Source organism: Pseudomonas sp. GD03903, from assembly GCF_029840045.1.
Classification (GTDB): domain Bacteria; phylum Pseudomonadota; class Gammaproteobacteria; order Pseudomonadales; family Pseudomonadaceae; genus Pseudomonas; species Pseudomonas pseudonitroreducens.
Genome location: NZ_JAOCBT010000004.1, coordinates 98,954 through 123,053 on the forward strand (window position 1 = coordinate 98,954; position 24,100 = coordinate 123,053).

Below are 24,100 nucleotides of genomic sequence, written 5' to 3' on the forward strand. Positions count from 1 at the left end.
TGTAGGATGGGTGGAGCGAAGCGATACCCATGCTGCCCGCGCGCCGAATTGATGGGTATCGCTCTGCTCCACCCATCCTACATTCAATCTTTCCTGAACGATTTGAAGCGAGGCCTAGCGGGCGATCCACAGCAGGCACAGCGACAGCGTCACCAGCGAACCGAGGGTCGACAGCAGGATGCTCCGCGACACCACCGCCGCCTCGCGCTGGTAGTACTCGGCGAGCATGAACGGCCCGGTGCCGGTGGGTAGCGCGCTGAGCAGCAGCGCCGAATCGGCCCACAGCGGCGGCAGGTCGAAGACCTTGTAGGCGAGGAAGCCGGTGAGCAGCGGCTGGCCGACCAGCTTGATCGCCACCAGCGGCCAGGCGCCGACCTGCTCACCTCGCACTTCCTGCTTCTGCGCCAGGAACAAGCCGAGCGATACCAGAGCACAGGGCGTCGTCGCGGCGGCGAGCATGTCGAGGAAATGCAGCAGCGGAGCGGGCAGGCCGATGCCGGTCAGGGCCCACAGGCCACCGATAATGGGGGACACCACCAGCGGGTTCTTGCCCAGCGCCTTGGTCACCACCCACACGGCGCGGCCGATGTGTTTCTCCTCCTGCAGGCCGACCTCGATGCACACCACCGAGATGGCGAACAGCACGCAAACCACCAGCAACGAGGCGATCAGCGCCGGCTCCAGGCCGTCCTGGCCGAACACCAGCAGGCACAGCGGAATGCCCATGTAGCCGGTGTTGGCGTAGGACGCGCTGAGCCCGTCGATGCTCGCCGCCGGCAACGGGCGGCCCTGCAGCAGGCGCCAGGCCAGCGTGGCGAAGAACACCAGCAGGCACCCGCCGGTGAAGGCGGCGAGGAAGCCCGGCTGCCAGATTTCCGCCCAGGTCGCGGTGGCGGTGACCTTGAACAGCAGCGCCGGCAGGCACAGCCAGACCACCAGCTTGTTCACCTCCGACGCTGCCTGCGGGCCGAGGCGATTGCTGCGCCGGCACAGCCAGCCGACCAGGATCAGCGCGAAGATCGGCAGGACGACGGCAAACACGGTGTGCATGGCAGGGAACCTGGAAAGCGGGAGCGGCAGGCGAGCATAGGGTTGCCAATCGATACCGTCCAATGCTTACTAGAGCGTCAATCCATACCCTTTGCGTATCGATGATCGACTTCCGCCAGCTGCGTTACTTCCTCGCCCTTACCGAGCACCTGCACTTCGGACGCGCCGCCGAAGCGCTGCACATCACCCAGCCGCCGTTGAGCCGACAGATTGCCGCGCTCGAGGAAGAACTGGGCACGCCGCTGTTCGCCCGGCATTCCCGCTCGGTGGAACTGACCGCCGCCGGCCGTGACTTCCAGCAGCATGCTCGCGCCCTGCTGTCGGGCCTGGATCTCGCCGTGCGTGCCGCCCGTGCCACGGCGCGCGGAGAGCGTGGCGAGTTGCGCATCGGCTTCACCATGCTCGCCGCCTGGACGCTGCTGCCGCGCCTGCTGAAGACCTTCGCCGATGGCCACCCGGAGGTGAAACTGGTGCTCAACGAGGTGCTGCCCCGCGACCTCGGCCCGGCCCTGGACAACGGCGAAGTGGACGTCGCCCTGACTTTCCCCGAACGCGAACCGCACCAGCGGCTCTACCGCACGCTGCAACGCGAGCCGCTGTGCGCGGTGCTGCCGGCGGATCATCCGCTGGCGCAGGAAGCCGAACTGGATGTGGCGAAACTGGCCGGCGAACCCTTCATCACCTTCCCGCCCGCAACCGCACCGGCGCTGCACGAGTCGGTGATGGACTGCTGTCGCCAGCATGGATTCGCCCCGTCAGTGCGCATGGAAACGCACCTGCAGCAGACCATCGTCAACCTGGTGGCCGAGGGGCTGGGCGTGTCCCTGGTGCCCGACTCGATGCGACGCATGCAACTGCCCGGCGTGGCCTTCCGCGCCATCGCGGCTTCGCCGCAGGTGGAGTACGGCGCGGCGTGGAGCCCGCACAACGACAACCCATGCCTGGCCGCGTTTCTGCGCAGCGTGGGTGCGGTTTGATCCTGGCCCTGCGGCCCCTGTAGGAGCGAGCTTGCTCGCGAACCGCCGACACACTGGAGCCGCCGGGAAATCCGTTCGCGAGCAAGCTCGCTCCTACGAAGAGCTGCTCCCTGCGTAGAACCATGCAGTCATACCCGCCCGGTCACCGGAATGCATGCGCCGGTGATCGCCACGGCGTCTTCGGAGGCGAGTAACAGCAAGGTCGCCGCCAACTGCTCCGGCCGCACCCAGCGGTCGAACTCGGCATCGGGCATGTCGGCACGGTTCTGCGGGGTGTCGATGATGCTGGGCATCAACGCATTAACGGTGATGTGTGCGTCCTTCAGCTCTTCCGCCAGCGCTTCGGTCAGGCGCATGACGCCGGCCTTGGACGCCGCGTAGGCGCCCATGCCCAACGCGGCGCGGTTGGCCGCCGCAGCGGCGATATTGAGGATGCGCCCGTGCCCACGGGCCTTCAGGTGGGCCAGCGCGGCCTGGCTGGAGACCACGGCAGTACGCAGGTTGATGCGGTACATCAGGTCCCAGGTGTCGACGTCGCCATCGGCCAGGGTTTCCCAGTGGAAGCCGCCCGCCACGTTGATCAGTGCATCCAGGCCACCGAAATGCTCGTTGACCTGCTCCAGCGCTGCGCGGGCGGCCGCTGAATCGGTGAGATCGATGCCGCCGATGGACAGCGCCCCGGCCTGTGGATAACGCGGCCCGACGGCACGATCGAGCAGGGCAACCTGCCAGCCGGCATCGGCGAACGCCTGGCCGACCACGCTGCCCAGATGGCCGAAGCCGCCGGTGATGGCGACGATCCTGTTCATGGAATGCTTCCTCGCGATGAAGTGGAAGGCGCACTTATAGGGTTAGCAGGCGCGCCACGAAAGGTCGCGGGCGCCAGATGAGGGGACGGATCGGGACGGGGGATTTGCCGGCAGGCACGGTGCTCGGCACAGCCCTCGCCCTGACCCTGGCTGCGCGCCCTGCTCAGAGGGAGGGACCGTCTGCAGCCGGATGGCAGCACGGTGTCAGCCGGCACAATCGACTCCTTCTCCCTTCGGGAGAGGGCTGGGGGTGAGGGGAACAGGCCCGCAGCGCAGCCAGTCCCCCAAACCCTTACTTCACCAACCGCGCATCCAGGCTGTTCTGCGCCAGCCGCTGCGCCTGTTCCTTGGTCATGCCCAGGTGCTCATGCAGGGCCTGGAAGTTCTCGGTGACGTAGCCGCCGAAATAGGCCGGGTCGTCCGAGTTCACCGTCACCTTCACGCCGCGCTCGAGCATGTCGAGGATGTTGTGCTCGCGCATGTGGTCGAACACGCAGAGCTTGGTGTTGGACAGCGGGCAGACGGTCAGCGGGATCTGCTCGTCGATGATGCGCTGCATCAGCCGTTCGTCTTCGATGGCCCGCACACCGTGGTCGATGCGCTCGATCTTGAGCAGGTCCAGGGCTTCCCAGATGTACTCGGGCGGGCCTTCCTCGCCGGCGTGGGCGACGGTAAGGAAGCCTTCGCTGCGGGCGCGGTCGAACACGCGCTGGAACTTGCTCGGCGGGTGGCCGACTTCGGAGCTGTCCAGGCCGACGGCAACGAAAGCGTCGCGGAACGGCATGGCCTGGTCGAGGGTCTTGAAGGCTTCTTCCTCGGACAGGTGACGCAGGAAGCTGAGAATCAGGCCATGGCTGATGCCCAGTCGCTTCTCGCCATCCTTGAGCGCGCCCTGGATGCCGCGCAGCACCACTTCGAAGGGAACGCCGCGGTCGGTATGGGTCTGCGGATCGAAGAACGGCTCGACGTGGATGACGTTCTGCGCCTTGCACTTCTCGAGGTACGCCCAGGTCAGGTCGTAGAAGTCCTGCTCGGTGCGCAGCACGTCGGCGCCAGCGTAGTAGAGGTCGAGGAACTCCTGCAGGTTGTTGAACGCATAGGCCTTGCGCAGGCTCTCGACGTCGCCCCAGGGCAGGGCGACCTTGTTGCGCTCGGCCAGGGCGAACAGCAGCTCGGGCTCCAGCGAACCCTCGAGGTGCAGGTGCAGTTCGGCCTTGGGCAGGGCATTGAGCCAGTCGTACATGGGTGAGGTCTCGTTATGGGTAGGTCAGGCGCCGCCATTGGCACACAGGCGGTTCCGGCAAGCAATTGGCCGCGAGGGGGCAGGCCCCATCACGCAGTGGACAAAGATAATTCTGACGCAAAAGACAGATATCCGCGAAATCTTCCGACCGGCCTCCTTCCTAGAATCACGCTCCCCCCTTTCACGGTGGCCCGTCCCCATGAACAAGACACTGCTGGCGCTGCTGATGCCCCTGACCCTGGCTGCCTGCGGCGGCTCCTCCTCCGATTCCCAGTACAACGAGTTGGTAACTCCCACCTTCCTGCACAACGTGCAGCGGATCGACCGCGACATGGAGAGCCTGGTCAACGGCGATTTCGACGCCGGCCAGGGCGCCAGCGCTGCGCGGCGGGTGGAGAACCCCGCGAGCCACATCGCCGAACTCGAACACGACCTCAATCAGGTGCAGCAACTGCGCCACAGCGAGGATGCCAGCCGCTTCGCCAGCAGCCTGTCGCGCTACTACGAACTGCAGATCGGCTATTACCAGCAGCTCAAGCGCTACGCGGAAACCGCCGACAAGGCCAGGAAGGAAGCCCTCGCGCAGGAACTCAACGTCGCTTACCAGGCGTTGCGCGTGCTGCCCGACCAGGTACTGGCGGCGCAGAAGCAGTTCGTCGAGCGCGCCGACCTGCCCCACTGACCGCGAGGGCTGGCCAGGCGCCGCGGCGCTCGCTGGTGCGTCTCCTGTGCATTGCCTAAGATGGCGCACTCGCCTCTTACGGAATGGACATCCCCCTCGATGCTGCGCGCGCTCAAAGAAGAAAAATTCCTCCTCCTCGCCCTGCTGGTGGCGATCGCGGTGTATCCGCTGGAGCACAGCCTGCTGGGCGGCGGCAAGATGCTCGCGGGGATCGCCGCGACTGCGCTGCTGGCGGTGATCATCGGCGTTTCGCTGCGCGTCGCGCACCACGCCGAGATCCTCGCGGAGAAGGTTGGCGAACCCTACGGCACCATGATCCTCACCCTGGCGGCGGTGCTGGTGGAGGTGGTGATCCTGGCGATCATGATGAATCACAACCACTCCCCGACCCTGGCCCGCGACACCATCTACGCCGCAGTGATGCTCGACATGAACGGCATCCTCGGCCTGGCCGCACTGCTCGGTGGCCTCAAGCACGGCGAGCAGTCGTACAACGACGACTCGGGCAAGACCTACGTGACCATGATCCTCACCGCCGTGGGCATCTCCATGGTGGTCCCGGAGCTGATCCCGGCCGAGCAGTGGAAGCTCTACTCGTTCTTCACCATCGGCTGCATGGTCATGCTCTACGCGCTGTTCCTGCGCATGCAGACCGGCCAGCACAGCTACTTCTTCAGCTACAACTACGCCACCCACGGCGAGCACGCCGAAGGCCACGAGGCGCCGGGCAACAGCAAGCAGTCCATGGCCCTGCTGGTGGTCGGCGTGGTGCTGATCGGCGCACTCGCGGAAGTGATGTCCAAGGCCCTCGACGTGGGCCTGGAAGGCAGCGGAGTGCCGCCCATCGTGCCGGCGCTGCTGGTGGCGGCGATCTCCGCCAGTCCGGAAATCCTCACGGCCCTGCGCGCGGCCATGGCCAATCGCATGCAACCGGTGGTCAACATCGCTTTGGGAGCCTCACTCTCGACCGTCATCCTCACCGTCCCGGTGATCGAGGCGCTGGCGCTGTTCAAGGGCCAACCGATCCAGATGGCGATGACCCCGCTGCAGACCGGCATGATGTTCATCACCCTGATGGTCGCCGGCTACAACCTGCATGACGGCAAGACCAACGCCATCGAAGGCATGACCCACTTCGTGCTGTTCGCCACCTTCCTGATGCTGTCGTTCATGGGACTCTGACCATGCTCAAGATCTACCTCGCCGGCCCCGATGTATTCCGCCCAGACGCCTTCGCCCAGGGCGAGCGGCTCAAGGCGCTGTGTGCCGAGTTCGGCCTGCAGGGCCTCTACCCGCTGGATCACTCGGTGCCCGACGACATTGCCAACCCGTCGGAGCAGGCTCTGTGGATCTACCAGGCCAACCTCAACCTGATCGCCGACGCGGACGCGGTGCTGGCCAACCTCAATCCCTTCCGTGGTGCCGAGCCGGACAGCGGCACGGCCTTCGAGCTGGGCTACGCCGCCGCGATGGGCAAGCCGCTATATGGCTATATCGAAGAAGGCGGCAATTGCGCGCAGCGCCTGCCCTGCGAGTGGCTGGGCGAGGAGCCCGAGCGTGACCGCGAAGGCAACCAGATCGAAAGCTTCGGTCTGCCGCTGAACCTGATGCTCGGCGTCCCCGTGCAGATCGCCGTGGGCGGGCCCAGAGAAGCACTGGAGCTGCTACGGGAAGAATTGCTTTCGTAGGAGCGGACTCCGTCCGCGATTGGTCCGCATCGCGCCGAATACCATCGCGGACGGAGTCCGCTCCTACGCCCTGTGCTGCAACGGCAAATTGGCAGCAACAAAAAACGCGCCCTGGGGCGCGTTTTTTGTTGGGCTCGCAAAGGCGGTCAGCGACGGCCCTCGAGCTTGAAGAAGAACACCTTGGTCGCCTGGCGGGCGACGATCCGGCCACCGCTGACGCGTGGCTCGAAGCGCCACTTGTCCATGGCGTCGCGCACGGCGTTGTCGAACATCCGCGGCGGCGAGGACTCCAGCACCTGGATGTCGGCGATGCGGCCATCGCTGGTAATGGTGAACAGCACCTTCACCCGGCCCTCGATGCCACGGTTCAGCGCCATGCGCGGATAGACCGGCGGGTCCATGCGCAGCGGCTTGATGTCGCTGTCGTTCAGGCTGCCGGTAGGCAGGCCGGCGGGCCCTTGCGATCCGGTCGGCGCGGCCTGGGCGCCCTGGGTGAACTGACCGACGGTCGGTGCGGCGGGCGGCGGCGGGGCGGCCGGAGTCGGCGGCGCGGCGGCTTCCTCGGCGGGCTCGGGGTCAGGCTCGGGCTTGGGTTTCGGCTTGGGCTTGGGCGAAACCTTGGGCACGGCCTTCTCGGGCGGCTTGGGTTTGGGCTTGGGCTTCTCCACCGGTTTGGGCGGCTCGATCGGTTTCGGCGGCTCGGGCTCCGGCGGCGGCGGAGTCGGCGCGGCGGCCGGAGGCTGCTGCACCTCGGGCTTGGGCGGCAGGGTGACGACGCTTACCTGCATGGCCTTGGGCATCTCGCCGGCACCCAGATTCAGCTCGGCCGGAGTCGGCATCACCCAGACCAGCGCGGCAACGATGGCCACGTGCATGGCGATCGCCAGGCCGGAGGACTTCCACCAGCCACCCGGAGGCGGCGGCTGCTCGCCATCCTCCACGCCTTCGACCGGCGTGGCATAGGGAATCAGGACCTCTTCGGGAACCACTTCTTCGTCACGGCGGGGGCCCGCACAACTGACGAGTCGCAGGGTGGCCTCATTGACGCGCTGGGCGTTCACGCTGGGCAAATGGGCGCCGTCATCCGCCTTGGCGGAAGTGAACAGCTGTTCCTCAGCGTCCACGGCAGGACCGGGGTCCGCCGCTTTGCGCGGTTGAGATAACGACATGAGAAAGCCTGCGGGAAGAGTTCACGAAGCAGTATCTGCTGATAATTATTATCATTCACTAGTTCCGCGAGGGCAACCTTCTCTGTCAGATCGGTGCGCTGGCACAACGCAGAAGGCCGTCCTGCAGGGCCTGTGGATCAAGCTCGGCAGCCAGGATCAGCTCGATCCGGCTGTCCTTGCGCCAGGCGCTGGGCGTCCACGGAGCCGGACCAACGGTACGGTTACAGGCCAGCCAGGCGTCCTCGCCGTGCACCACAGCCTTGGCCCGCAACAAGCCGGGAAGCCCGCCCAACCAGGCGTCCAGCTCGGCCGTGCGGAAGCGCCAGTCACGCTGGAAACGCCAGCCGACCGCCTGTCGGCCATCTTCAACGCGTACCTGGCGCAATGGTGATTCGCGGCGCAACAGCATCGCAGGTTCGGCGCTCGAGGCAGGCTGCGGCAAATCAGCGCCCGCCGCATCGACCGCTTCCTTCGGCAGCTCGCTCAGCGGCAGGCGGCCCTGGGTCGTCCAGCGCAATGGCACGGCCGGCAAGCGCGCCGCCAAGGCCGAACGCGCTGCGTCATCCAGCGCTTCGGACTTGTTCAGCAACAGCATCGTCGCCTCGCCCAGCGCCAGCTGCTGTGCCTCAGGCAAGGGTTGCCCGGCGGCCAGCGCGGCGGCATCGAGCACCATGACCAGCGGTTGTACGGCCAGTACGCCCAGCCAGGGCGCGGTGCGCAGTTGTGCGAGCAGTTGCGCGGGATGGCCGAGGCCGGACGGCTCGATGAACACACGCTGCGGCCTGGCTTTGCGCAGCAGGCGAGCGAGGCCGACCTGGAAGGGCGCACCATTCACACAGCACAGGCAGCCGCCGGCCACTTCGCCCAGGGCAATGCCGTCTTCGTCGCGGGACAACAGCGCGGCATCCAGGCCGACCTGGCCGAATTCGTTGACCAGCACGGCCCAGCGCTCCCCCACCGGGCGTTGCGCCAGCAAGGACTGCAGCAAGCTGGTCTTGCCGGCCCCGAGGGGGCCGGCGATGAGATGAGTCGGGATCTGCTTCAACATTCGCCCATGGTGCCGCCTGACGCTCGCCGGGAAAAGCGCTAGAGTCGCGGCTTCGTCACTCCACGCCCGGATCGATCATGCGCCTGTTGCTGCCTCTCGCCCTCGCCTGCCTGCCCCTTCTCGCCCACGGCGAAGCCTGCGTGGTGCACACCCAGGGCAAGGACGTCGACGTAAAGGTCTGCCAGCAGAACCGCACCATCCCGGAAAAACTCTTCCGCGAGGGCTTCTGCCAGCCACAGCTGAAAGACCAGAAGGTCGAGGTCACCTACGCCGAAAGCTGCCCCAGTGGCGCCTTTGGCGTCTGCGAAAACGCCCAGACCCAGGGCGTTGCCTATCGCCAGGACATCCACTATTACGGCGTTGCCAGCGACGCCCGAATCCTTCAGCCGTTCTGCGAGAACCAGAGCAAGGGCCACTGGCGCAAAGCGCAGTAGCGGTCATCGCCTTGTCACACGGTTCGGGCCTACTGTCCCCGGGTACCTCACACCCTCCCGGCACCCCACGCCGGGCATGATCTTGGTGAATTGGGCCGCTCTCCCCGGGCGGCCTATTTTTTTGCCTGAGCGAAGCCTCAACCCAACCAGTCGAGGGTGAGCAACAGGCGGCGCTCGCCCGGTGTCGGCAACGGCGAGCGGTGGATGATGCCGGAGCCGAGATTGCCGGCCCATTTCTCGCCCTTGAACAGCCCGACGTCACCCGCCGCCATCTGGCGGATCTGCGCCCGGCTGGCCGGCTCGGCCGCCGCATCGCCCAGCCGCGCACGGGCCATGGCCCACTCCTCCAGCCACTGGCTGGCGGGCCCCGAGTAGGTGGTGACCAGCCGCAGCGGCACGTGATCGACGTGGAAACGCGGGCACATGGCTTTGTCCAGGCTGCGCAGGCGCAGGCCGATGCGCCGCGCGCCAGTCAGGCAGGCAAAGGCTTCGGCCAGCCATTGCAGGTCGCTGCGAAACAGCGTGTAGCCATCGAGCTTGGCGTACTGGCGCAGCAGGTCGCCCAGCTCGACGCGCTCATCGACCACCGCAAGGCTCTGCGTCAGGTCCAGCGGCTGGGTGCTCAACCAGCCGGCAAAGGTGCTGATCTCCGGGTACAGCGTGCGTAGCCAGACGGCCAGATTGACATCGTCCTTGAGCACCTCGGCGAGCATCTGCGGGTCGTCGCCAAGTACCTGTCGCGGCCAGGCCGGGGTTTCGAGGGCGAGCATCAGGCGCCAGCCTCCCAGGGCTCGAATGGATCGGGCAGGCGCTTCCAGGCAGTGGTGCCGGCGGCCATCTCGTCATCATCCAGCAGGCAGCGATCCAGTTCGTCGAACAGGCGCTGGAAGTCCAGGTTCTGGCCGATGAACACCAGCTCCTGGCGGCAATCGCCGCTGTCCTCGCGCCAGTGGCGCAGCACGCCCTGAAGCTCGGTGGTGTCCTGCGGCCAGTGCTCGCGCGGGACGAAGCGCCACCAGCGTCCGGCCAGACCATGGCGCATCAGGCCGCCAGCCTGGGACCAGCTGCCCGCCTCGCGGTAGCGGCTGGCGAGCCAGAAGAAACCCTTGGAGCGCAACAGCCGGCCATTGCTCCAGGGCTCGGCGAGAAAGTCATGGAAGCGCTGCGGGTGGAACGGTCGGCGCGCGCGGTAGACATCCGAGGAGATGCCGTAGGCCTCGGTCTCCGGCAGATGCTCGCCGCGCAGTTCCTTGAGCCAGCCCGGCGCCCGCTCGGCGCGCTGGAAGTCGAAACGGCCGGTATCGAGGATGCGCGCCAGCGGTACCTGACCCATGACCATGGGCTGGATATCGGCGTCGGGGTTGAGCCGCCGCAGGATCGCCAGCAGCTCGTCACGCTCGGCGCTGCCGATCAGGTCGATCTTGCTGACCAGAATCACGTCGGCGAACTCCACCTGCTCCACCAGCAGGTCGCTAAGCGAGCGCTCATCGTCCTCGCCCAGGGTTTCGCCGCGCTCGGCAAGGCTGTCGGCGCCCTGGTAGTCAGCGAGGAAGTTCAGCCCGTCGACCACCGTGACCAGCGTGTCCAGCCGCGCCAGGTCCGACAGGCTGCGGCCCTGCTCGTCGCGGAAGGTGAAGGTCTCGGCCACCGGCAGCGGCTCGGAGATGCCGGTGGACTCGATCAGCAGGTAGTCGAAGCGGCCTTCGCCGGCGAGGCGGCTGACCTCTTCCAGCAGGTCCTCGCGCAGGGTGCAGCAGATGCAGCCGTTGCTCATCTCCACCAGGCGTTCCTGGCCGCGGTTGAGGCTGACGTCGCGCTGTACCTCGCGGCCGTCGATGTTGATTTCGCTCATGTCGTTGACGATGACCGCGACTTTGAGGTCCTCGCGGTTCTTCAGTACGTGGTTGAGCAGCGTGCTCTTGCCGGCGCCGAGGAAGCCGGACAACACAGTTACGGGAAGTGGCGCATTCATCACGGTGGGACTCCAGGGCAATCAGGCTTCGCGGACGTGCAGTTCGCGCCGTTCCTGGCGCTCCTTGGCCTCGATGCACAGCGAGGCGGTGGGGCGCAGCAGCAGGCGGCGCAGGCCGATCGGCTCGCCGGTTTCCGCGCACCAGCCGTAATCGCCCCGAGCCAGGCGTTCCAGCGCCTGGTCGATCTTGTCGAGCAGCTTCTTCTCGCGCTCCAGCAGGCGCAGCTGCCACTGGCGCGACTCCTCGCGACTGGCGACATCGGCTTCGTCGCTGGCCCGCTCGGGGTCCTGCAGTGCCTGGAATTCTTCCTCGATGCGAACCTGCAGCTCGTCGCGCTGGTCCAGCAGCAGTGCGCGGAAATAGCCCTGTTGCGCCTCGCTCATGTAGGCCTCGCCGGGCTGGGAAAGCAGTTCCTGTTCGGTCATGACCGTCTCCGGAAGGGAGTGATCTTTTATGTTATATTATAACAATGCACGATTCGCAATTGAGAGCTGACAAGAAACCGACGACGTGCGATACCGACGTTTCGCTCCACCACCTGCCGAGACCTTCGATGCTGCGCCGCGCCCTGCTGCTCTGCCTGTTCGCCCCCTTCGCCCACGCCAGCGGTTCCGCGCCACTGCCGTTTCCCGGCGAGGAGCCGGCACGCTGCGCCTGGTCGGCTTCGGTGCTGGCCTGCATGGACGGTTCGGGGAATCTCTACAGCGTCGCCACCCAGGGCCACGACACCTACCTGCGTGGTTTCGAGGCGAGCAGCGGCCGGCGCTGGGCACAGACCGGCACGCGCTATGGCGGCCTGACCTTCTTCAGCGGCGTGGCCAGCGACGGCCAGGTGTGGGTCGGCACCAGTCGCGGCATTGGCTGGACCAACATCAGCCGCTTCAGCAGCTCGTCAGGCGACAGCGCCCGACTGACCTGCGGGCGCGTGAGTGGCTGCAAGCAGCAGGAGCGCTGAAGAACCCATTGCGGGATCGTCGGGAAGCAAATACGTTATATTATAACAATTAACTTAGTGTGCCCTGCCCATGACCGTCCTGCTCCCCGATATCGCCTGCCAATCGACCCGTCTGCCCATTCCGCTCGACTGGGTCGGCATGCAGGGCATCGCCGTGCCACTGCGTATCGCCGGCGAGCGCGTGGCCGCCTTCGCCGACGCCGGCGTCAGCCTCGACGAGGCCGAGGCGCGCGGCATCCACATGTCTCGCCTGTACCTGGCGCTGGAAGCGTTGGCCACCGCAGAGCTCTCGCCGCCTCTGCTGCGTGACCTGCTCAAGCAATTCCTCAGGAGCCACGCGCAGCTGTCGCGGCGCGCCAGTCTGGCGCTGCATTTCGAGCTGCTGTTGCGCCGCCCGGCGCTGGTCAGCCCGCTGAGCGGCTGGAAGCGCTATCCCTGCGAGGTCCACGCGCAACTGGAAGACGATGCGCTGCACCTGGAGTTGCGCCTGACGCTGCCGTACTCCTCGACCTGCCCTTGCTCGGCGGCACTGGCGCGCCAGTTGATCCAGGAGCGTTTCGACGCCGACTTCGCCGGCCGCGCGCTGAAGGCCGGCGAGGTCCGCGCCTGGCTCGGCAGCCCGCAGGGTATCGTCGCCACACCGCACAGCCAGCGCAGCGAGGCACAGCTGAAGCTGCGCCTCGCGCCGACCGTGCAGGCGTTCGCTTTCGCCGAGCTGGTCGACCACGCCGAAGACGCCCTCGGCACCGCGGTGCAGACGGCGGTGAAGCGCGCCGACGAACAGGCCTTCGCCCTGGCCAACGGGCAGAACCTGATGTTCTGCGAGGATGCCGCACGCCGACTGCACCGGTCGTTGATGCAGCGCGATGAGGTATCAGGCTTTGAAGTACGCGTGGTGCATGCGGAAAGCCTGCACGCCCACGATGCGGTGGCCGTGAGTCGCTGGGTGCGCGACTAGACGGTGAGGTCCAGTGCCAGGCGGATCTGGTCGCGGCAGTGGATCCCGTTCTCGTAGATCGGCTCGGGATAATGCCGTACGAAGTGATCCGTCTCGATGCCCACGATACGGAAGCCCACACGCTGGTACAGGCCGAGCTGGGCCAGGCTGGAGTTGCCGGTGGCGATGGTCAGGCGCTGCAGGCCGGCCTCGCGAGCCTGTTCGATGGCCGCCAGCAGCAGGCGCCGGCCCAGGCCACGCTCCTGCCATTCGTCTTCCACCGCCAGGCTGGTGATCTCGGCGACGCCGGGTTCGCGCGGAGTCAGCGTGAGGACGCCGCGCACGCAGTCCGCCTCGTTCAGCGCCAGCAGGCGGGAGTCGTGCAGGTAGCTCTCGATCTGTTCGCGGCTGGGGTCGGCCTTGAGCAGCAGCGACCAGGGCGCCTGGGCCGGCGACAGTTCGACGAGGGACAGGTCCGGGAAGAAATTCACCATGATTCATCTACCAAAGAGTCAGTGGGGAAAGCGGGTTTAGCTTCCCACGCGCCTCGATGCAAGCCTTTTACTCCGCACCGGAAATGCATCGGGCCCGCCGAAGCGGGCCCGATGCATTCGCGGCAAAGGCTCAGGAGTAGATGTCCCGCCGGCTCCAGGGCACCTCATGGCCGCCGTCCGCGTGCGGCTTGCTGGCGAGAATCTGGTGCAGGTTGATCCAGCCCTTCTTGAAGCCGTAGGCACAACCGGCCAGGTACAGGCGCCAGATGCGCAGGGCCTGCTCGGGCACCAGCTTCGCCGCGTCGGCCAGCTTGGCTTCGAGATTGGCGCTCCAGAACTCCAGGGTGCGCGCGTAGTGCAGGCGCAGACCTTCGACGTCGACCACCTCCAGCCCTGCCTCGCTCATCCGCGCGACGGCCAGGGACAGGTGCGGCAGCTCGCCGTGGGGAAACACGTAGCGGTCGATGAAGTCGCCGGCGCCGCGACCGACTGGACGGCCGTCGGTATTGCTGGAGGTGATGCCGTGGTTCATCACCAGACCGCCCGGCCGCACCGCGTCGTACAGCTGCTGGAAGTAGATGCCCAGGTTCGCGTGGCCGACGTGCTCGAACATGCCCACGCTGACCACCTTGTCGTAACGACCATCGCGCGGCAGGTCGCGATAATCCAGCAACTCCAGCGTCACCTTGCCCTCCAGACCTCCGGCCTTGACCCGCTCGCGGCCGAGCTTGAGCTGCTCTTCACTGAGGGTGATGCCGTGCACCTCGACACCGAACTCCCGCGCTGCCAGGCGCGCCAGCCCGCCCCAGCCACAGCCGACGTCGAGCAGCTTTTCGCCCGGTTTCAGCCGCAGCTTGCGGCACAGGTGGCGCAACTTGGCCAGTTGGGCTGTGGCCAGGTCTTCGGCGCCGGTCTCGTAGTAGGCGCACGAGTACACCATCTCCGGATCGAGCCAGAGCTGGTAGAACTCATTGGACAGGTCGTAGTGGTAATGAATGGCTTCGGCGTCGGTAGCCTTGTCGTGGCTTTCACGAACGTAATCGGCATCGCTGTCGTCATCGCCCAGCGCAGCGCTCAGTGCATCGGCCATGGCGATGACTTCACCGATCTGGCCCTCGATGTCCATGCGATTCTCGACATAGGCGCGGCCGAGAATATCGAGGCTAGGGTGGGTGATCTCGGTCAGCAGAGTCGGATCGCGAACGACGAGCGTCACCTGCGGATCTGGTCCAAGGTCGAATGCCTGGGCCTCGCCGATACGAATTCGCAGCGGCAACTGCAGGGACAGCAACTCAGAGGGCAGGTTGGCGTTCATGCATACCTCCTGGTCACAGGGCTGAAAAACTATAGACCAGCTCATCCATAGTCTTCCCCTATGGCCCGGCCCGCATAAAAACTATCGTGGCGCCGACCACGACGGGACGTGCCGATTCCTTTGCATTGGAGCGTTTGTCCGGGACCTGCGTTCCCGGAAACTTCCAGGCTGCAATGGAAGAATAGTTCGCTACGAAAGCGTAGCAGCCGATCCGCCACTCATCGTTTCCAGGCCTGAGATAGAGCCTTTCCTGCCGGGTAACGATGACACCGGCGTGACAGATTGCCGCTGCCTTGCACTACACTGTGGTCCCTCCGCACACCTCCGAAGCGGAGATCCTCTGAAGTAAAGGGGGCTTTCTTGAATACCTTCTCCGCGCCACGTCCGGCGGTCCGCACCGTATTGGTGGGGCTGATGCTGGCGATCTTCCTCGGTGCGCTCGACCAGACCATCGTCGCCGTATCCCTGCCGGCGATCTCCGCCGGCTTCGGCGATTTCGACCTGCTCGCCTGGGTCATCTCCGGCTACATGGTGGCGATGACCATCTCCATGCCGATCTACGGCAAGCTCGGCGACCTCTACGGGCGCCGCCTGCTGATGCTCTTCGCCATCGGCCTGTTCACCGCTGCCTCGCTGCTCTGCGGCGCCGCGCAGAGCATGGAACAACTGGTGCTCGCCCGCGTCCTGCAGGGCATCGGCGCCGGCGGCATGATGTCGGTGAGCCAGGCGATCATCGGCGACATCGTCCCGCCCCGCGAGCGCGGTCGCTACCAGGGTTACTTCAGCAGCATGTACGCGGTGGCGAGCATCGCCGGCCCGGTGCTGGGCGGCGTGCTCACCGAGTACCTGTCGTGGCGCTGGGTGTTCCTGATCAACCTGCCGGTGGGCCTGGTCGCCCTTGCGGTATCGCGGCAGACCCTGCGCGGCCTGCCCGTACCGGGCCGCAGGCCGGTGATCGACTACCTCGGCACAATGCTGATGATCGCCGGGCTGGGCAGCCTGCTGCTGGCGATCACCGCGGTCGGCCAGGGCGCGCGCTGGAACGATCCGAAGATGCTCGCGCTGTTCTTCGCCGCGCTACTGCTGATCGGGCTGTTCGTCGTGCAGGAACGCCGCGCGCCGGAACCGCTGGTGCCGATGCACCTGTTCGGTATTCGCGCCGCTACCCTGAGCTGGCTGATCAGCTTCTTCGCCAGCTTCCAGGTCATCTCGCTGTCGGTGCTGGTGCCGTTGCGCTTCCAGTCGGTCACTGGCGCGGGCGCTGACAGCGCCGCGTTGCACCTGCTGCCGCTGGCCATGGGCGTGCCGATCGGCGCGTACTGTTGCGGCCGGCTCACGGCGATCATCGGCCGCTACAAGCCGCAGATCGTCGCTGGCGCCTTGTTGATGCCGCTGGCGATTGCCGGCCTGGCGCTGACGCCGCCGAGCGCCTACTTCCTCTCCGGCGTCTGCATGCTGCTCACCGGGATCGCCGCCGGCACGCAGTTCCCGACCAGCCTGGTGGCGGCGCAGAGTGCGGTCGAAACGAAACATCTGGGCGTGGCGACCAGCAACATCACGCTGTTCCGCTCACTGGGCGGGGCGGTGGGGATCGCACTGATGTCCGCGCTGCTGCTGGCGATGCTCCAGCCACTGGCAGGCGAGGCGGGTCATGGGCTGTCGGCCAGCGCACTGCTGGCCAGCCTCGGCGGCGCCGGCCACGAAGCGCAGCGGCTCACGCTGGATGGGGTGTTCGGGCAGCTGTTCCTGATCAACGCCGGGTTCGGCGCCCTGGCCCTGCTGATCGCCCTGTCGCTGCCCGACCACGCACTGCGCGGCCGAAGCAACGATTAGCGAATGGCGCGGGTCAGTCCTCGTCGTTGAGGTAGCTGACCTTGCGCAGGTCCGGCAGCAGCAGGCAGACCAGCAGCGCCACGCCGCACATGACCGAAACGTAGATGTAGAAGTACTCCTCGACGCCCATGCTCTTCAGCCCCAGGGCCGCGTATTCGGCGGAACCCCCGAAGATCGCGTTGCCCACCGCATAGGACAGGCCCACGCCCAGGGCGCGGATCTGCGGCGGGAACATCTCCGCCTTGATCAGGCCACTGATCGAGGTGTAGAGGCTGACGATGGCCATGGCCAGGATGATCAGGCCGAACGCCGCGTAGGGGCTGCTGACGGTCTTCAGCGCGGCAAGGATTGGCCAGGTGCAGAGCATGCCCAGCGCGCCGAACCAGAGCATCGAGGTCTTGCGGCCGATACGGTCGGACAGCGCGCCGAACAGCGGCTGCATGCACATGTAGCAGAACAGCGCGAAGGTCATCACGCCGCTGGCCACCTTGGCGTCCATCCCGGCGGTGTTCACCAGGTACTTCTGCATGTAGGTAGTGAAGGTGTAGAAGATCAGCGAGCCGCCGGCGGTGAAGCCGAGCACGGTGAAGAAGGCGCGCTTGTGGTGGGTGAACAGCTCGGTGAGCGTGCCCGATTCCTTGCGCTTGAGGTTGGCTTCCTTGGCCGTCTCGTTCAGCGAGCGGCGCAGGTAGAAGGCGATCACTGCGGTGATCGCACCGACCACGAAGGGAATCCGCCAGCCCCATTCCTTCAGCTCATCAGTGGTCAGCAGTTGCTGCAGAATCACCACCACCAGCACCGCCAGCAGCTGGCCGCCGATCAGGGTCACGTACTGGAAGGAAGCAAAGAAGCCGCGCTGGCCCTTGAGTGCCACCTCACTCATGTAGGTCGCACTGGTGCCGTACTCGCCGCCAACCGAGAGCCCCTGGAACAGTCGCGCGAGCAGCAGCAATGCAGGAGCCGCGACGCCGATGCTGGCGTAGGTCGGCATCACCGCGATGGCCAGCGAGCCGCCACACATCATCAGCACCGAGATCATCATCGCGGTCTTGCGGCCCTTCTTGTCGGCGATGCGGCCGAACAGCCAACCGCCAATGGGGCGCATCAGGAAGCCCGCGGCGAATACCCCGGCGGTGTTGAGCAGTTGCACCGTCGGATCGTCGGAGGGGAAGAAGGCATGGGCGAAGTACAGGGCGGTGAAGGCGTAGACGTAGAAGTCGAACCACTCCACCAGGTTGCCCGAGGAGGCGCCGACGATGGCGAGGATGCGCGAGCGGCGCTCGTGGGCGGAGTACTGCGGTGCGGCAGGTGCGTTCATGGGGATTCTCTTGTCGGTTTAACTGCATCCCGGACGTGAGGACGGTACTCCCTCGCCGCCCTTGCCAGCGAATCGCCGCAAGGCATTTTCCGCTGACACAATCAGAAACAGTATAGACGCTTCCGATAGCCGGCTAACGAAATCCGCGGCCTGCGCCGGACCTTTCGGTTCGAATATCGGACACTTGCGAACGCGCGTTTGTCGTTTCCGATTGACCGGCCCTTGGCCAGCTTCTATCGTTGGCTCCGCTCCCCGCCCTGCGGGAGACTTGTCAGGTACCCCTCGCAGGGTCGGAGCCCGACCTTGTCCACAAGACAAGGTCGATTTCCATTCCCCTCGTGTAGCGGCTCAAGCCGCCTGGCCTCGGTGCCCCGTCCACACCCCCGGACGTGCAGGCACCGGGGGAATGTTGATCTTCCCCTGGCCTCCTCCCCCGAATTGCTCCGCCCCAAAACGAAAAAAGGCCCCCGAAGGGACCTTTCTCCTTGCGCCTGCGCGCTTATTCCACCGTGACGGACTTCGCCAGGTTGCGCGGCTGGTCCACGTCGGTGCCCTTGAGCACGGCAACGTAGTAGGACAGCAGTTGCAGCGGCACGGTGTAGAGGATCGGCGCCAGGCAATCATGGATCGCCGGCATCCCCACCACGTGGGTGCCCGCGCCATTGTCGATACCGGTGCCGCCCTCGGCGAAGACCACCAGTTCGCCACCACGGGCACGCACTTCCTGCAGGTTGGACTTGAGCTTTTCCAGCAGCTCGTTGTTTGGCGCCACCGTGACCACCGGCATGTCGGCGTCGACCAGGGCCAGCGGGCCGTGTTTCAGCTCACCGGCGGGGTAGGCTTCGGCGTGAATGTAGGAGATTTCCTTGAGCTTCAGCGCGCCTTCCATCGCCACCGGGTACTGGGCGCCACGACCGAGGAACAGGGTGTGGTGCTTCTCGGCAAACAGCTCGCTGACCTTCTCCACCACCTTGTCCATGGAAAGGGCCTCTTCCAGGTGGGTCGGCAGGCGGCGCAGCTCATTCACCAGCTCGGCCTCGACGCCTTCACCCAGGCGCTTCTGCACCTGGCCGATGCCCAGGGTCAGCAGCAACAGCGCGACCAACTGGGTGGTGAAAGCCTTGGTGGAGGCCACGCCGATCTCGGGACCTGCGTTGGTCAGCAGGGTCATGTCCGACTCGCGCACCAGCGAGCTGGTGGCGACGTTGCAGATCGCCAGGCTGGAGAGGAAGCCCAGCTCCTTGGCGTAGCGCAGCGCAGCCAGGGTGTCGGCGGTCTCGCCGGACTGGGAAATGGTGACGAACAGCGAATCCGGGTGCACCGCAACCTTGCGGTAGCGGAACTCGCTGGCGACCTCGACCTGGCAGGGAATGCCGGTCAGGCTTTCCAGCCAGTAACGGGCGACCATGCCGGCGTGGTAGCTGGTGCCGCAAGCAACAATCTGCACGGTGCGCACCTTGGCCAGCAGCTCACGGGCCTGCGGGCCGAAGTTGTCCACCAGCACCTGCCCGCTGCCCAGGCGACCCTCCAGGGTGCGCTGCACCACGGCCGGCTGCTCGTGGATTTCCTTGAGCATGAAGTGGCGATAGCCGCCCTTGTCAGCCGCCTCGGCGCCTTCGTGGTAGCGCACTTCCTCGCGCTGCACCGGGTTGCCGTTGACGTCCCACAGCTGCAGGCTGTCGCGATGGATTTCGGCGATGTCGCCTTCTTCCAGGTAAATGAAGCGGTCGGTCACCTGGCGCAGCGCCAACTGGTCAGAGGCGAGGAAGTTTTCGCCATGGCCCAGGCCCACCACCAGCGGGCTGCCGCTGCGGGCGGCAAGGATGCGGTCCGGCTGCTTGCTACTGATCACCGCCAGGCCGTAGGCGCCGTGCAATTCCTTGACGACAGCCTTGAGCGCGACGGTCAGATCACCCAGCTCGCCCAGGCGCAGGTGCAGCAGGTGGGCGATGACCTCGGTGTCGGTCTGCGAGGTGAACTCGTAGCCACGCGCCTTGAGCATTTCGCGCAGGGGCTCGAAGTTCTCGATGATGCCGTTGTGCACCACGGCCACTTCGCCACGGGAGAAGTGCGGGTGGGCGTTGGCCTCGGTGGGCGCACCGTGGGTGGCCCAGCGAGTGTGGGCGATGCCCAGGCGACCGAGCAGCGGCTGCTCGGCAATGGCCTGCTCGAGGCTGGATACCTTGCCCGCCCGACGGCGGCGATCCAGCGCGCCGGTATTGTCGATCACCGCCACACCGGCGCTGTCGTAGCCACGGTATTCCAGGCGCTTGAGGCCTTCGACGAGGATCGGGGTGATATTACGCTCGGCGATGGCGCCTACGATTCCACACATGGCTTGTGTCTCCTGTCAGTCTTCACAGCGCGCGCGGATCACTTTCACGCCGCGCGCCTGGATCAGTTCGAACGCTTCATCGCTCAGGCGTTCGTCGGTAATCAGTGTCTGGACACTGCTCCAGGGCAGCTCCAGGTTGGGTATGCGCCGGCCCAGCTTGTCGGACTCGGCCATGACGATCACCTCGCGGGCGACCTCGGCCATGACCCGGCTCAGGCCCAGCAGTTCGTTGAAGGTCGTCGTGCCGCGCTCGAGGTCCAGGCCGGTGGCACCGATGAACAGCTGATCGAAATCGTAGGAGCGCAGCACCTGTTCGGCCACCTGTCCCTGGAACGACTCCGAGTGCGGGTCCCAGGTGCCGCCAGTCATCAACAGCACGGGCTCACGCTCCAGCTCGCGCAGTGCGTTGGCCACGCTCAGGGAGTTGGTCATCACCACCAGGCCGGGCTTGCGGCCCAGCTCGGGTATCAGCGCGGCGGTGGTGCTGCCGCTGTCGATGATGATCCGCGCGTGCTCGCGGATGCAGGCGGCCGCCGCCCGGCCGATGGCCTGCTTGTAGCGCGACAGCGGCTGGCTCGGCTCGGCGATCAGCTCATGGGGCATCGGCACCGCGCCACCGTAGCGGCGTAGCAGCAGGCCGTTGCCTTCCAGGGCGGCCAGGTCCTTGCGGATGGTCACCTCGGAGGTGGCGAAGCGGCGCGCGAGATCGTCCACGCTGACCTCGCCCTGTTCGGCGAGCAGCGCCAGGATGTCGTGGCGACGTTGGGGCGTATTGCGTTTCGACATGAACGATTAAGTTTCGATTCGAAAGATAAGCGTGCGAATCAAAACCCATGTTGTTTCGTTCGTCAAGAACTTCCCGTTCGAACGGAAGCGATCTTCTGCAGGAGCGGACTTCGTCCGCGATGTTAATCGGCGGTGCCGGGGTTCGCGAGCAAGCTCGCTCCTACAGGAAACGCCGTGTGCTCAGTCGACTTCGAGTCGGTTGCGGCCGCCGCGCTTGGCACGGTAAAGCGCCTGGTCGGCCCGTTCGAAGGCGGTTTCGGCGCGCTCGCCTTCGCGGAAGGCCGTGAGGCCAGCCGAGCAGGTGATGCTCAGGCGCTCGCCCTTGAAGTGGAACGGACAGGCCTCGATGGCGCCGCGCAGCACGTCGAGCAGTTGCTGCCCACCGTCCAGCGGTGTGGAGGGCAGCAGTACGACGAACTCTTCGCCACCGAATCGGGCGATGAAATCGGTCTTGCGCACGCGCTTGGCCAGTTCGTTGGCAATGATCTTCAGCACCTTGTCGCCGGCCAGGTGACCGAAATCGTCGTTGATCCGCTTGAAGTGATCGACATCCAGCACCGCCAACAGCAGGTCACCGCCATAGCGCTCCCAGCGCGCGACCTCCAGCTCCAGTCGCTCGCTCAACGCGGCACGGTTGGGCAGGCCGGTCAGCGCATCGGTCATGGCCTTCTGGCGCTGGTCCTCGATGTTCGCCTGGAAGGTGCGGGCTTCCTCTTCCATGCTGGCGACACGGGTCACCAGCGACTGGATGCGCTCGCTCACTTCGCGTTCACGGACCTCGCGCTCCTCACGGAAGCGGTCCATGGTGCCCACCAGCCCCTGCAGGCGTGACTCGACGTTGCGCTTCAGGCCTTCCAGGTCGGTGGCCTCCAGCACACTTTCCTTCAGGCCGCTGACCTGTGCGCGCAGGGTGTCGTCCAGCTCACGGGCGCTGGAGCTGGTGCCACTGTGATTTTCCTGTACTGCCTGCAAGCCATCGAGGAAGGCGCCCAGGCGCGCGTTGAGCTGGTGCAGGTAACCTTCGAATTCGCGCTGGCCGCTGTCGTTCAGCGACAGCACGAGGACGCCCAGGTCATCCAGCACGGGCACCAGTTCGTACCAGTTGAGGCTGCCATGAATGCGCGAACGCAGCGCCTCGGCCTGGATCTGCTGGGCCGCCGGCAGATGCATCTCGTCCAGCAGGCGCAGCAGGCTCGCCTCGATGTGCGGGGCCACCGCGCTGTAACCGGGTTCGGGGCGCGGCGGCAGGGCATAGGGGTCGTTGGCCTGGCGCGCGTCTTCCGGCGTGCCGAACAGGCCAGGCGGCACCGGCAGGCTGTCGAGCAACCTGGCCTCATCCTGGGCGGGATGCTCGGCCGCGGAAGCGTTGGCGGCAGCTTGTGCCACGGCGACAGGCTCCGCTCGTGCGACTGGCGAGGGCGCTGCCAAGGGTTCCGCCGCCGAGGCTGGAGCAGCGTCGGCAAGCGGCGCTAGGGCAGGCTCGGCAGCCGTCTCAGCGACAACCGCATCGACAGGTGCAGGTGCAGGTGCAGCAGACTGGGCATTGCTGGACGGCGGTAACTCCAGCGCCGCTTCGGGCATCGGCTCGCTTTCTGGCGTGGCGCTGGGCGCGGCCGGGGTCGGCTCCGCCCCATCCGCGTCATCACTGTCGCGGCTGCCGAACAGCCGCTGCAGGAAACCGGGGCGCTGTTCTCCGCCAGCAGTGCCAAAATGATCCAGCACCTGGCGCTGCAGGCGACTCAGCTCACCCAGTAGCGCGGGTAGTTCGCGGGAGGAACTGCCGCGGCTGGGAATATCCTTGGCCAGGCGCTTGAGCGGCTTGCGCACATCACCCGGCATGTCCAGGGACAGCAGTTGTTGCGACAGCTGGCCGAGCGCGGCGACGTTCTGCTCGATACGCTGCTGGCGGCGCTGTTCGGAGTCGAGTACGGCCTTTTCCAGTTGCGGGATCAGGCGCGACAGCCCGGCATCCATATCGTCGCGGCGCAACACTTCGCGCAGCTCCTGCATGCAGGCATCCACCGCCTTGTCGCTGCCTTCGGCCGCCAGGCTGCTGCGCACCAGGCCGCGACGCAGCAGGTCGAGGCGGGCATCCCAGCGCCGTTCGAGCTTCTCCTGCTGTTCGAGGTTATCCAGGTATTTCTGTTTCCAGCGCTGGTCGTCGTCGCGACTCATTCAGGGTCCTCGCCGCGCAAGGCGAGCGACGAGGACGAACGCAGGGCATCCGGCAGGCGGATTTCCACGGCCACCGGCAGGTGGTCGGAAATCGGGTGCGGGAGGACACTGACGCGTTCCAGCGCCAGCTCGGAACTGAGCAGGATGTGGTCCAGGCAGCGCTGCGGGCGCCAGCTGGGGAAAGTGGCCTCGACCTGCGGGGCGATGAGCTGGAGGTCGCGCAATGGCGAGCTTTCCAGCAGGTCGGTGGCATGGGTGTTCATGTCGCCCATCAGCACGTGATGGCGGTAGTCCTGCAGCAGCTCGCGGATATAGGCGAGCTGGCGGGTACGGGTCCGCGCGCCGAGGGCCAGGTGCATCATCACCACCGCCAACGCGTCCCTGCCTTCGCCGAAGCGCATGAGGATCGCGCCGCGACCGGGCGGGCCGGGCAGCGGGTGGTCTTCCAGGGCAGTGGGCTGCAGGCGGCTGAGCAGGCCGTTGCTGTGCTGGGCAATGCGCCCGAGGTTGCGATTGAGCTGCTGGTACCAGTAGGGGAAGGCACCGAGCTGGGCCAGGTGCTCGACCTGGTTGATGTTGCCGGAGCGGATGCTGCCACCATCGGCTTCCTGCAGGGCCACCACGTCATAGTCGTGGAGCAGTTCGCCGATGCGCTGCAGGTTGCTGGCACGCCCGGCGGCCGGCAACAGGTGCTGCCAGCCGCGGGTCAGGTAGTGACGGTACCTTTCGGTACTGATGCCCACCTGGATGTTGAAACTGAGCAGGCGCAGCCGGCCGTCGTCGGGCAGGCCGGCGGGTATCCCATGGGCGCTGTTCACCCGTGGGACGCAGGCCCCCGCGACACGCTCACGAGTCCGCCGGCGCAGCATCGTCGTCGGA

Annotated in this window: 23 protein-coding genes; 8 read left to right on the top strand and 15 right to left on the bottom strand. The window is 66.2% G+C overall.

Annotation, left to right across the window (positions count from 1 at the left end; all coding sequences use genetic code 11):
* Positions 1 to 114: 114 nt before the first annotated feature.
* Positions 115 to 1,050: an AEC family transporter gene (locus N5C91_RS07470; protein WP_279828754.1), complete on the bottom strand. Its 936-nt coding sequence runs from the start codon at positions 1,048 to 1,050 to the stop codon at positions 115 to 117.
* 101 nt (positions 1,051 to 1,151) lie between these two features.
* On the opposite strand from N5C91_RS07470, the gene N5C91_RS07475 reads away from it, so the two are divergent.
* On the top strand, positions 1,152 to 2,027 hold the full coding sequence (locus N5C91_RS07475) for a LysR family transcriptional regulator (RefSeq protein ID WP_279828755.1): 876 nt from the start codon (positions 1,152 to 1,154) through the stop codon (positions 2,025 to 2,027).
* 128 nt (positions 2,028 to 2,155) lie between these two features.
* Here N5C91_RS07475 and N5C91_RS07480 read toward each other — a convergent pair whose 3' ends face one another.
* Together N5C91_RS07480 and N5C91_RS07485 are read right to left on the bottom strand one after the other, a co-directional pair.
* Complete coding sequence (locus N5C91_RS07480) at positions 2,156 to 2,836, bottom strand: SDR family NAD(P)-dependent oxidoreductase (RefSeq protein WP_279828757.1); 681 nt, start codon at positions 2,834 to 2,836, stop codon at positions 2,156 to 2,158.
* 292 nt (positions 2,837 to 3,128) lie between these two features.
* Positions 3,129 to 4,079, bottom strand: a complete 951-nt coding sequence (locus tag N5C91_RS07485; RefSeq protein WP_236172176.1) for an adenosine deaminase — start codon at positions 4,077 to 4,079, stop codon at positions 3,129 to 3,131.
* 199 nt (positions 4,080 to 4,278) lie between these two features.
* On the opposite strand from N5C91_RS07485, the gene N5C91_RS07490 reads away from it, so the two are divergent.
* The 3 genes from N5C91_RS07490 to N5C91_RS07500 all read left to right on the top strand — a co-directional run bounded on the left by N5C91_RS07490 (position 4,279) and on the right by N5C91_RS07500 (position 6,449).
* Positions 4,279 to 4,761 carry a hypothetical protein gene (locus N5C91_RS07490; protein WP_279828758.1) on the top strand — a complete coding sequence of 161 codons (483 nt, stop codon included), beginning with the start codon at positions 4,279 to 4,281 and terminating at the stop codon, positions 4,759 to 4,761.
* Between the two features lie 99 nt (positions 4,762 to 4,860).
* Entirely contained in the window at positions 4,861 to 5,943 is a 1,083-nt protein-coding gene (locus N5C91_RS07495) for a calcium:proton antiporter (protein WP_236172178.1), read from the top strand.
* A gap of 2 nt (positions 5,944 to 5,945) precedes the next feature.
* A complete protein-coding gene (locus N5C91_RS07500) occupies positions 5,946 to 6,449 on the top strand; it encodes a nucleoside 2-deoxyribosyltransferase (RefSeq protein WP_279828759.1) in 504 nt (167 codons plus the stop codon).
* Positions 6,450 to 6,595: 146 nt separating this feature from the next.
* Here the strand turns inward: N5C91_RS07500 and N5C91_RS07505 are convergent, their stop codons facing one another.
* Positions 6,596 to 7,618 carry an energy transducer TonB gene (locus tag N5C91_RS07505; protein WP_236201609.1) on the bottom strand — a complete coding sequence of 341 codons (1,023 nt, stop codon included), beginning with the start codon at positions 7,616 to 7,618 and terminating at the stop codon, positions 6,596 to 6,598.
* 85 nt (positions 7,619 to 7,703) lie between these two features.
* On the bottom strand, positions 7,704 to 8,666 hold the full coding sequence (locus N5C91_RS07510; RefSeq protein WP_279828760.1) for a CobW family GTP-binding protein: 963 nt from the start codon (positions 8,664 to 8,666) through the stop codon (positions 7,704 to 7,706).
* Positions 8,667 to 8,743: 77 nt separating this feature from the next.
* On the opposite strand from N5C91_RS07510, the gene N5C91_RS07515 reads away from it, so the two are divergent.
* Positions 8,744 to 9,100: an NADH:ubiquinone oxidoreductase gene (locus N5C91_RS07515; RefSeq protein ID WP_236172182.1), complete on the top strand. Its 357-nt coding sequence runs from the start codon at positions 8,744 to 8,746 to the stop codon at positions 9,098 to 9,100.
* 137 nt (positions 9,101 to 9,237) lie between these two features.
* Here the strand turns inward: N5C91_RS07515 and N5C91_RS07520 are convergent, their stop codons facing one another.
* Genes N5C91_RS07520 through dksA form a run of 3 tightly spaced genes read right to left on the bottom strand, consistent with a single transcriptional unit; the run spans position 9,238 to position 11,498 of the window.
* Positions 9,238 to 9,870 carry a DUF1826 domain-containing protein gene (locus N5C91_RS07520; protein WP_279828761.1) on the bottom strand — a complete coding sequence of 211 codons (633 nt, stop codon included), beginning with the start codon at positions 9,868 to 9,870 and terminating at the stop codon, positions 9,238 to 9,240.
* Positions 9,870 to 11,072: a zinc metallochaperone GTPase ZigA gene (zigA, locus tag N5C91_RS07525; protein ID WP_279828762.1), complete on the bottom strand. Its 1,203-nt coding sequence runs from the start codon at positions 11,070 to 11,072 to the stop codon at positions 9,870 to 9,872. Before zigA ends, N5C91_RS07520 begins: the two co-directional genes overlap by 1 nt.
* A gap of 21 nt (positions 11,073 to 11,093) precedes the next feature.
* Positions 11,094 to 11,498 (bottom strand): RNA polymerase-binding protein DksA, encoded by a 405-nt coding sequence (gene dksA / locus N5C91_RS07530; RefSeq protein ID WP_279828763.1) that lies wholly within the window; start codon positions 11,496 to 11,498, stop codon positions 11,094 to 11,096.
* Positions 11,499 to 11,626: 128 nt separating this feature from the next.
* Between dksA and N5C91_RS07535 the strand changes: the two genes are divergently transcribed.
* Entirely contained in the window at positions 11,627 to 12,028 is a 402-nt protein-coding gene (locus tag N5C91_RS07535; protein WP_279828764.1) for a hypothetical protein, read from the top strand.
* A 70-nt stretch (positions 12,029 to 12,098) separates the two neighbouring features.
* On the top strand, positions 12,099 to 12,986 hold the full coding sequence (gene folE2, locus N5C91_RS07540; RefSeq protein ID WP_279828765.1) for a GTP cyclohydrolase FolE2: 888 nt from the start codon (positions 12,099 to 12,101) through the stop codon (positions 12,984 to 12,986).
* Here the strand turns inward: folE2 and N5C91_RS07545 are convergent.
* Together N5C91_RS07545 and cfaB are read right to left on the bottom strand one after the other, a co-directional pair.
* A complete protein-coding gene (locus N5C91_RS07545) occupies positions 12,983 to 13,459 on the bottom strand; it encodes a GNAT family N-acetyltransferase (RefSeq protein ID WP_236172188.1) in 477 nt (158 codons plus the stop codon). The two genes, folE2 and N5C91_RS07545, sit on opposite strands and share 4 nt — an antisense overlap.
* Before the next feature lie 130 nt (positions 13,460 to 13,589).
* Entirely contained in the window at positions 13,590 to 14,774 is a 1,185-nt protein-coding gene (gene cfaB / locus N5C91_RS07550) for a C17 cyclopropane fatty acid synthase CfaB (protein ID WP_236201617.1), read from the bottom strand.
* 360 nt (positions 14,775 to 15,134) lie between these two features.
* Here cfaB and N5C91_RS07555 point away from each other — a divergent pair, with 360 nt between their 5' ends.
* Positions 15,135 to 16,607 carry an MDR family MFS transporter gene (locus N5C91_RS07555; protein WP_279828766.1) on the top strand — a complete coding sequence of 491 codons (1,473 nt, stop codon included), beginning with the start codon at positions 15,135 to 15,137 and terminating at the stop codon, positions 16,605 to 16,607.
* Positions 16,608 to 16,620: 13 nt separating this feature from the next.
* On the opposite strand, the gene N5C91_RS07560 is transcribed toward N5C91_RS07555, so the two are convergent.
* The 5 genes from N5C91_RS07560 to N5C91_RS07580 all read right to left on the bottom strand — a co-directional run bounded on the left by N5C91_RS07560 (position 16,621) and on the right by N5C91_RS07580 (position 24,090).
* Positions 16,621 to 17,925: an MFS family transporter gene (locus N5C91_RS07560; RefSeq protein ID WP_236172190.1), complete on the bottom strand. Its 1,305-nt coding sequence runs from the start codon at positions 17,923 to 17,925 to the stop codon at positions 16,621 to 16,623.
* A gap of 499 nt (positions 17,926 to 18,424) precedes the next feature.
* Entirely contained in the window at positions 18,425 to 20,260 is a 1,836-nt protein-coding gene (glmS, locus tag N5C91_RS07565; protein ID WP_279828767.1) for a glutamine--fructose-6-phosphate transaminase (isomerizing), read from the bottom strand.
* A 15-nt stretch (positions 20,261 to 20,275) separates the two neighbouring features.
* Positions 20,276 to 21,046 (bottom strand): DeoR family transcriptional regulator, encoded by a 771-nt coding sequence (locus N5C91_RS07570; protein ID WP_192432399.1) that lies wholly within the window; start codon positions 21,044 to 21,046, stop codon positions 20,276 to 20,278.
* A 180-nt stretch (positions 21,047 to 21,226) separates the two neighbouring features.
* Complete coding sequence (locus N5C91_RS07575) at positions 21,227 to 23,221, bottom strand: GGDEF domain-containing protein (RefSeq protein WP_279828768.1); 1,995 nt, start codon at positions 23,219 to 23,221, stop codon at positions 21,227 to 21,229.
* Positions 23,218 to 24,090, bottom strand: coding sequence for an endonuclease/exonuclease/phosphatase family protein (locus N5C91_RS07580; protein ID WP_279828769.1), 873 nt, complete (start codon positions 24,088 to 24,090; stop codon positions 23,218 to 23,220). The genes N5C91_RS07575 and N5C91_RS07580 overlap by 4 nt, the downstream gene beginning before the upstream one ends.
* Positions 24,091 to 24,100: the final 10 nt, after the last annotated feature.

Bases quoted from the DNA above. Each gene is read 5' to 3' on its own strand.
- N5C91_RS07510 (WP_279828760.1), bottom strand. From the start codon at position 8,666: ATGTTGAAGCAGATCCCGACTCATCTCATCGCCGGCCCCCTCGGGGCC.
- N5C91_RS07515 (WP_236172182.1), top strand. From the start codon at position 8,744: ATGCGCCTGTTGCTGCCTCTCGCCCTCGCCTGCCTGCCCCTTCTCGCC.
- N5C91_RS07480 (WP_279828757.1), bottom strand. From the start codon at position 2,836: ATGAACAGGATCGTCGCCATCACCGGCGGCTTCGGCCATCTGGGCAGC.
- N5C91_RS07475 (WP_279828755.1), top strand. From the start codon at position 1,152: ATGATCGACTTCCGCCAGCTGCGTTACTTCCTCGCCCTTACCGAGCAC.
- N5C91_RS07485 (WP_236172176.1), bottom strand. From the start codon at position 4,079: ATGTACGACTGGCTCAATGCCCTGCCCAAGGCCGAACTGCACCTGCAC.
- N5C91_RS07495 (WP_236172178.1), top strand. From the start codon at position 4,861: ATGCTGCGCGCGCTCAAAGAAGAAAAATTCCTCCTCCTCGCCCTGCTG.
- folE2 (WP_279828765.1), top strand. From the start codon at position 12,099: ATGACCGTCCTGCTCCCCGATATCGCCTGCCAATCGACCCGTCTGCCC.
- N5C91_RS07505 (WP_236201609.1), bottom strand. From the start codon at position 7,618: ATGTCGTTATCTCAACCGCGCAAAGCGGCGGACCCCGGTCCTGCCGTG.
- N5C91_RS07575 (WP_279828768.1), bottom strand. From the start codon at position 23,221: ATGAGTCGCGACGACGACCAGCGCTGGAAACAGAAATACCTGGATAAC.
- N5C91_RS07545 (WP_236172188.1), bottom strand. From the start codon at position 13,459: ATGGTGAATTTCTTCCCGGACCTGTCCCTCGTCGAACTGTCGCCGGCC.
- N5C91_RS07470 (WP_279828754.1), bottom strand. From the start codon at position 1,050: ATGCACACCGTGTTTGCCGTCGTCCTGCCGATCTTCGCGCTGATCCTG.
- glmS (WP_279828767.1), bottom strand. From the start codon at position 20,260: ATGTGTGGAATCGTAGGCGCCATCGCCGAGCGTAATATCACCCCGATC.
- dksA (WP_279828763.1), bottom strand. From the start codon at position 11,498: ATGACCGAACAGGAACTGCTTTCCCAGCCCGGCGAGGCCTACATGAGC.
- N5C91_RS07490 (WP_279828758.1), top strand. From the start codon at position 4,279: ATGAACAAGACACTGCTGGCGCTGCTGATGCCCCTGACCCTGGCTGCC.
- N5C91_RS07500 (WP_279828759.1), top strand. From the start codon at position 5,946: ATGCTCAAGATCTACCTCGCCGGCCCCGATGTATTCCGCCCAGACGCC.
- N5C91_RS07570 (WP_192432399.1), bottom strand. From the start codon at position 21,046: ATGTCGAAACGCAATACGCCCCAACGTCGCCACGACATCCTGGCGCTG.
- cfaB (WP_236201617.1), bottom strand. From the start codon at position 14,774: ATGAACGCCAACCTGCCCTCTGAGTTGCTGTCCCTGCAGTTGCCGCTG.
- N5C91_RS07580 (WP_279828769.1), bottom strand. From the start codon at position 24,090: ATGCTGCGCCGGCGGACTCGTGAGCGTGTCGCGGGGGCCTGCGTCCCA.
- zigA (WP_279828762.1), bottom strand. From the start codon at position 11,072: ATGAATGCGCCACTTCCCGTAACTGTGTTGTCCGGCTTCCTCGGCGCC.
- N5C91_RS07520 (WP_279828761.1), bottom strand. From the start codon at position 9,870: ATGCTCGCCCTCGAAACCCCGGCCTGGCCGCGACAGGTACTTGGCGAC.
- N5C91_RS07535 (WP_279828764.1), top strand. From the start codon at position 11,627: ATGCTGCGCCGCGCCCTGCTGCTCTGCCTGTTCGCCCCCTTCGCCCAC.
- N5C91_RS07560 (WP_236172190.1), bottom strand. From the start codon at position 17,925: ATGAACGCACCTGCCGCACCGCAGTACTCCGCCCACGAGCGCCGCTCG.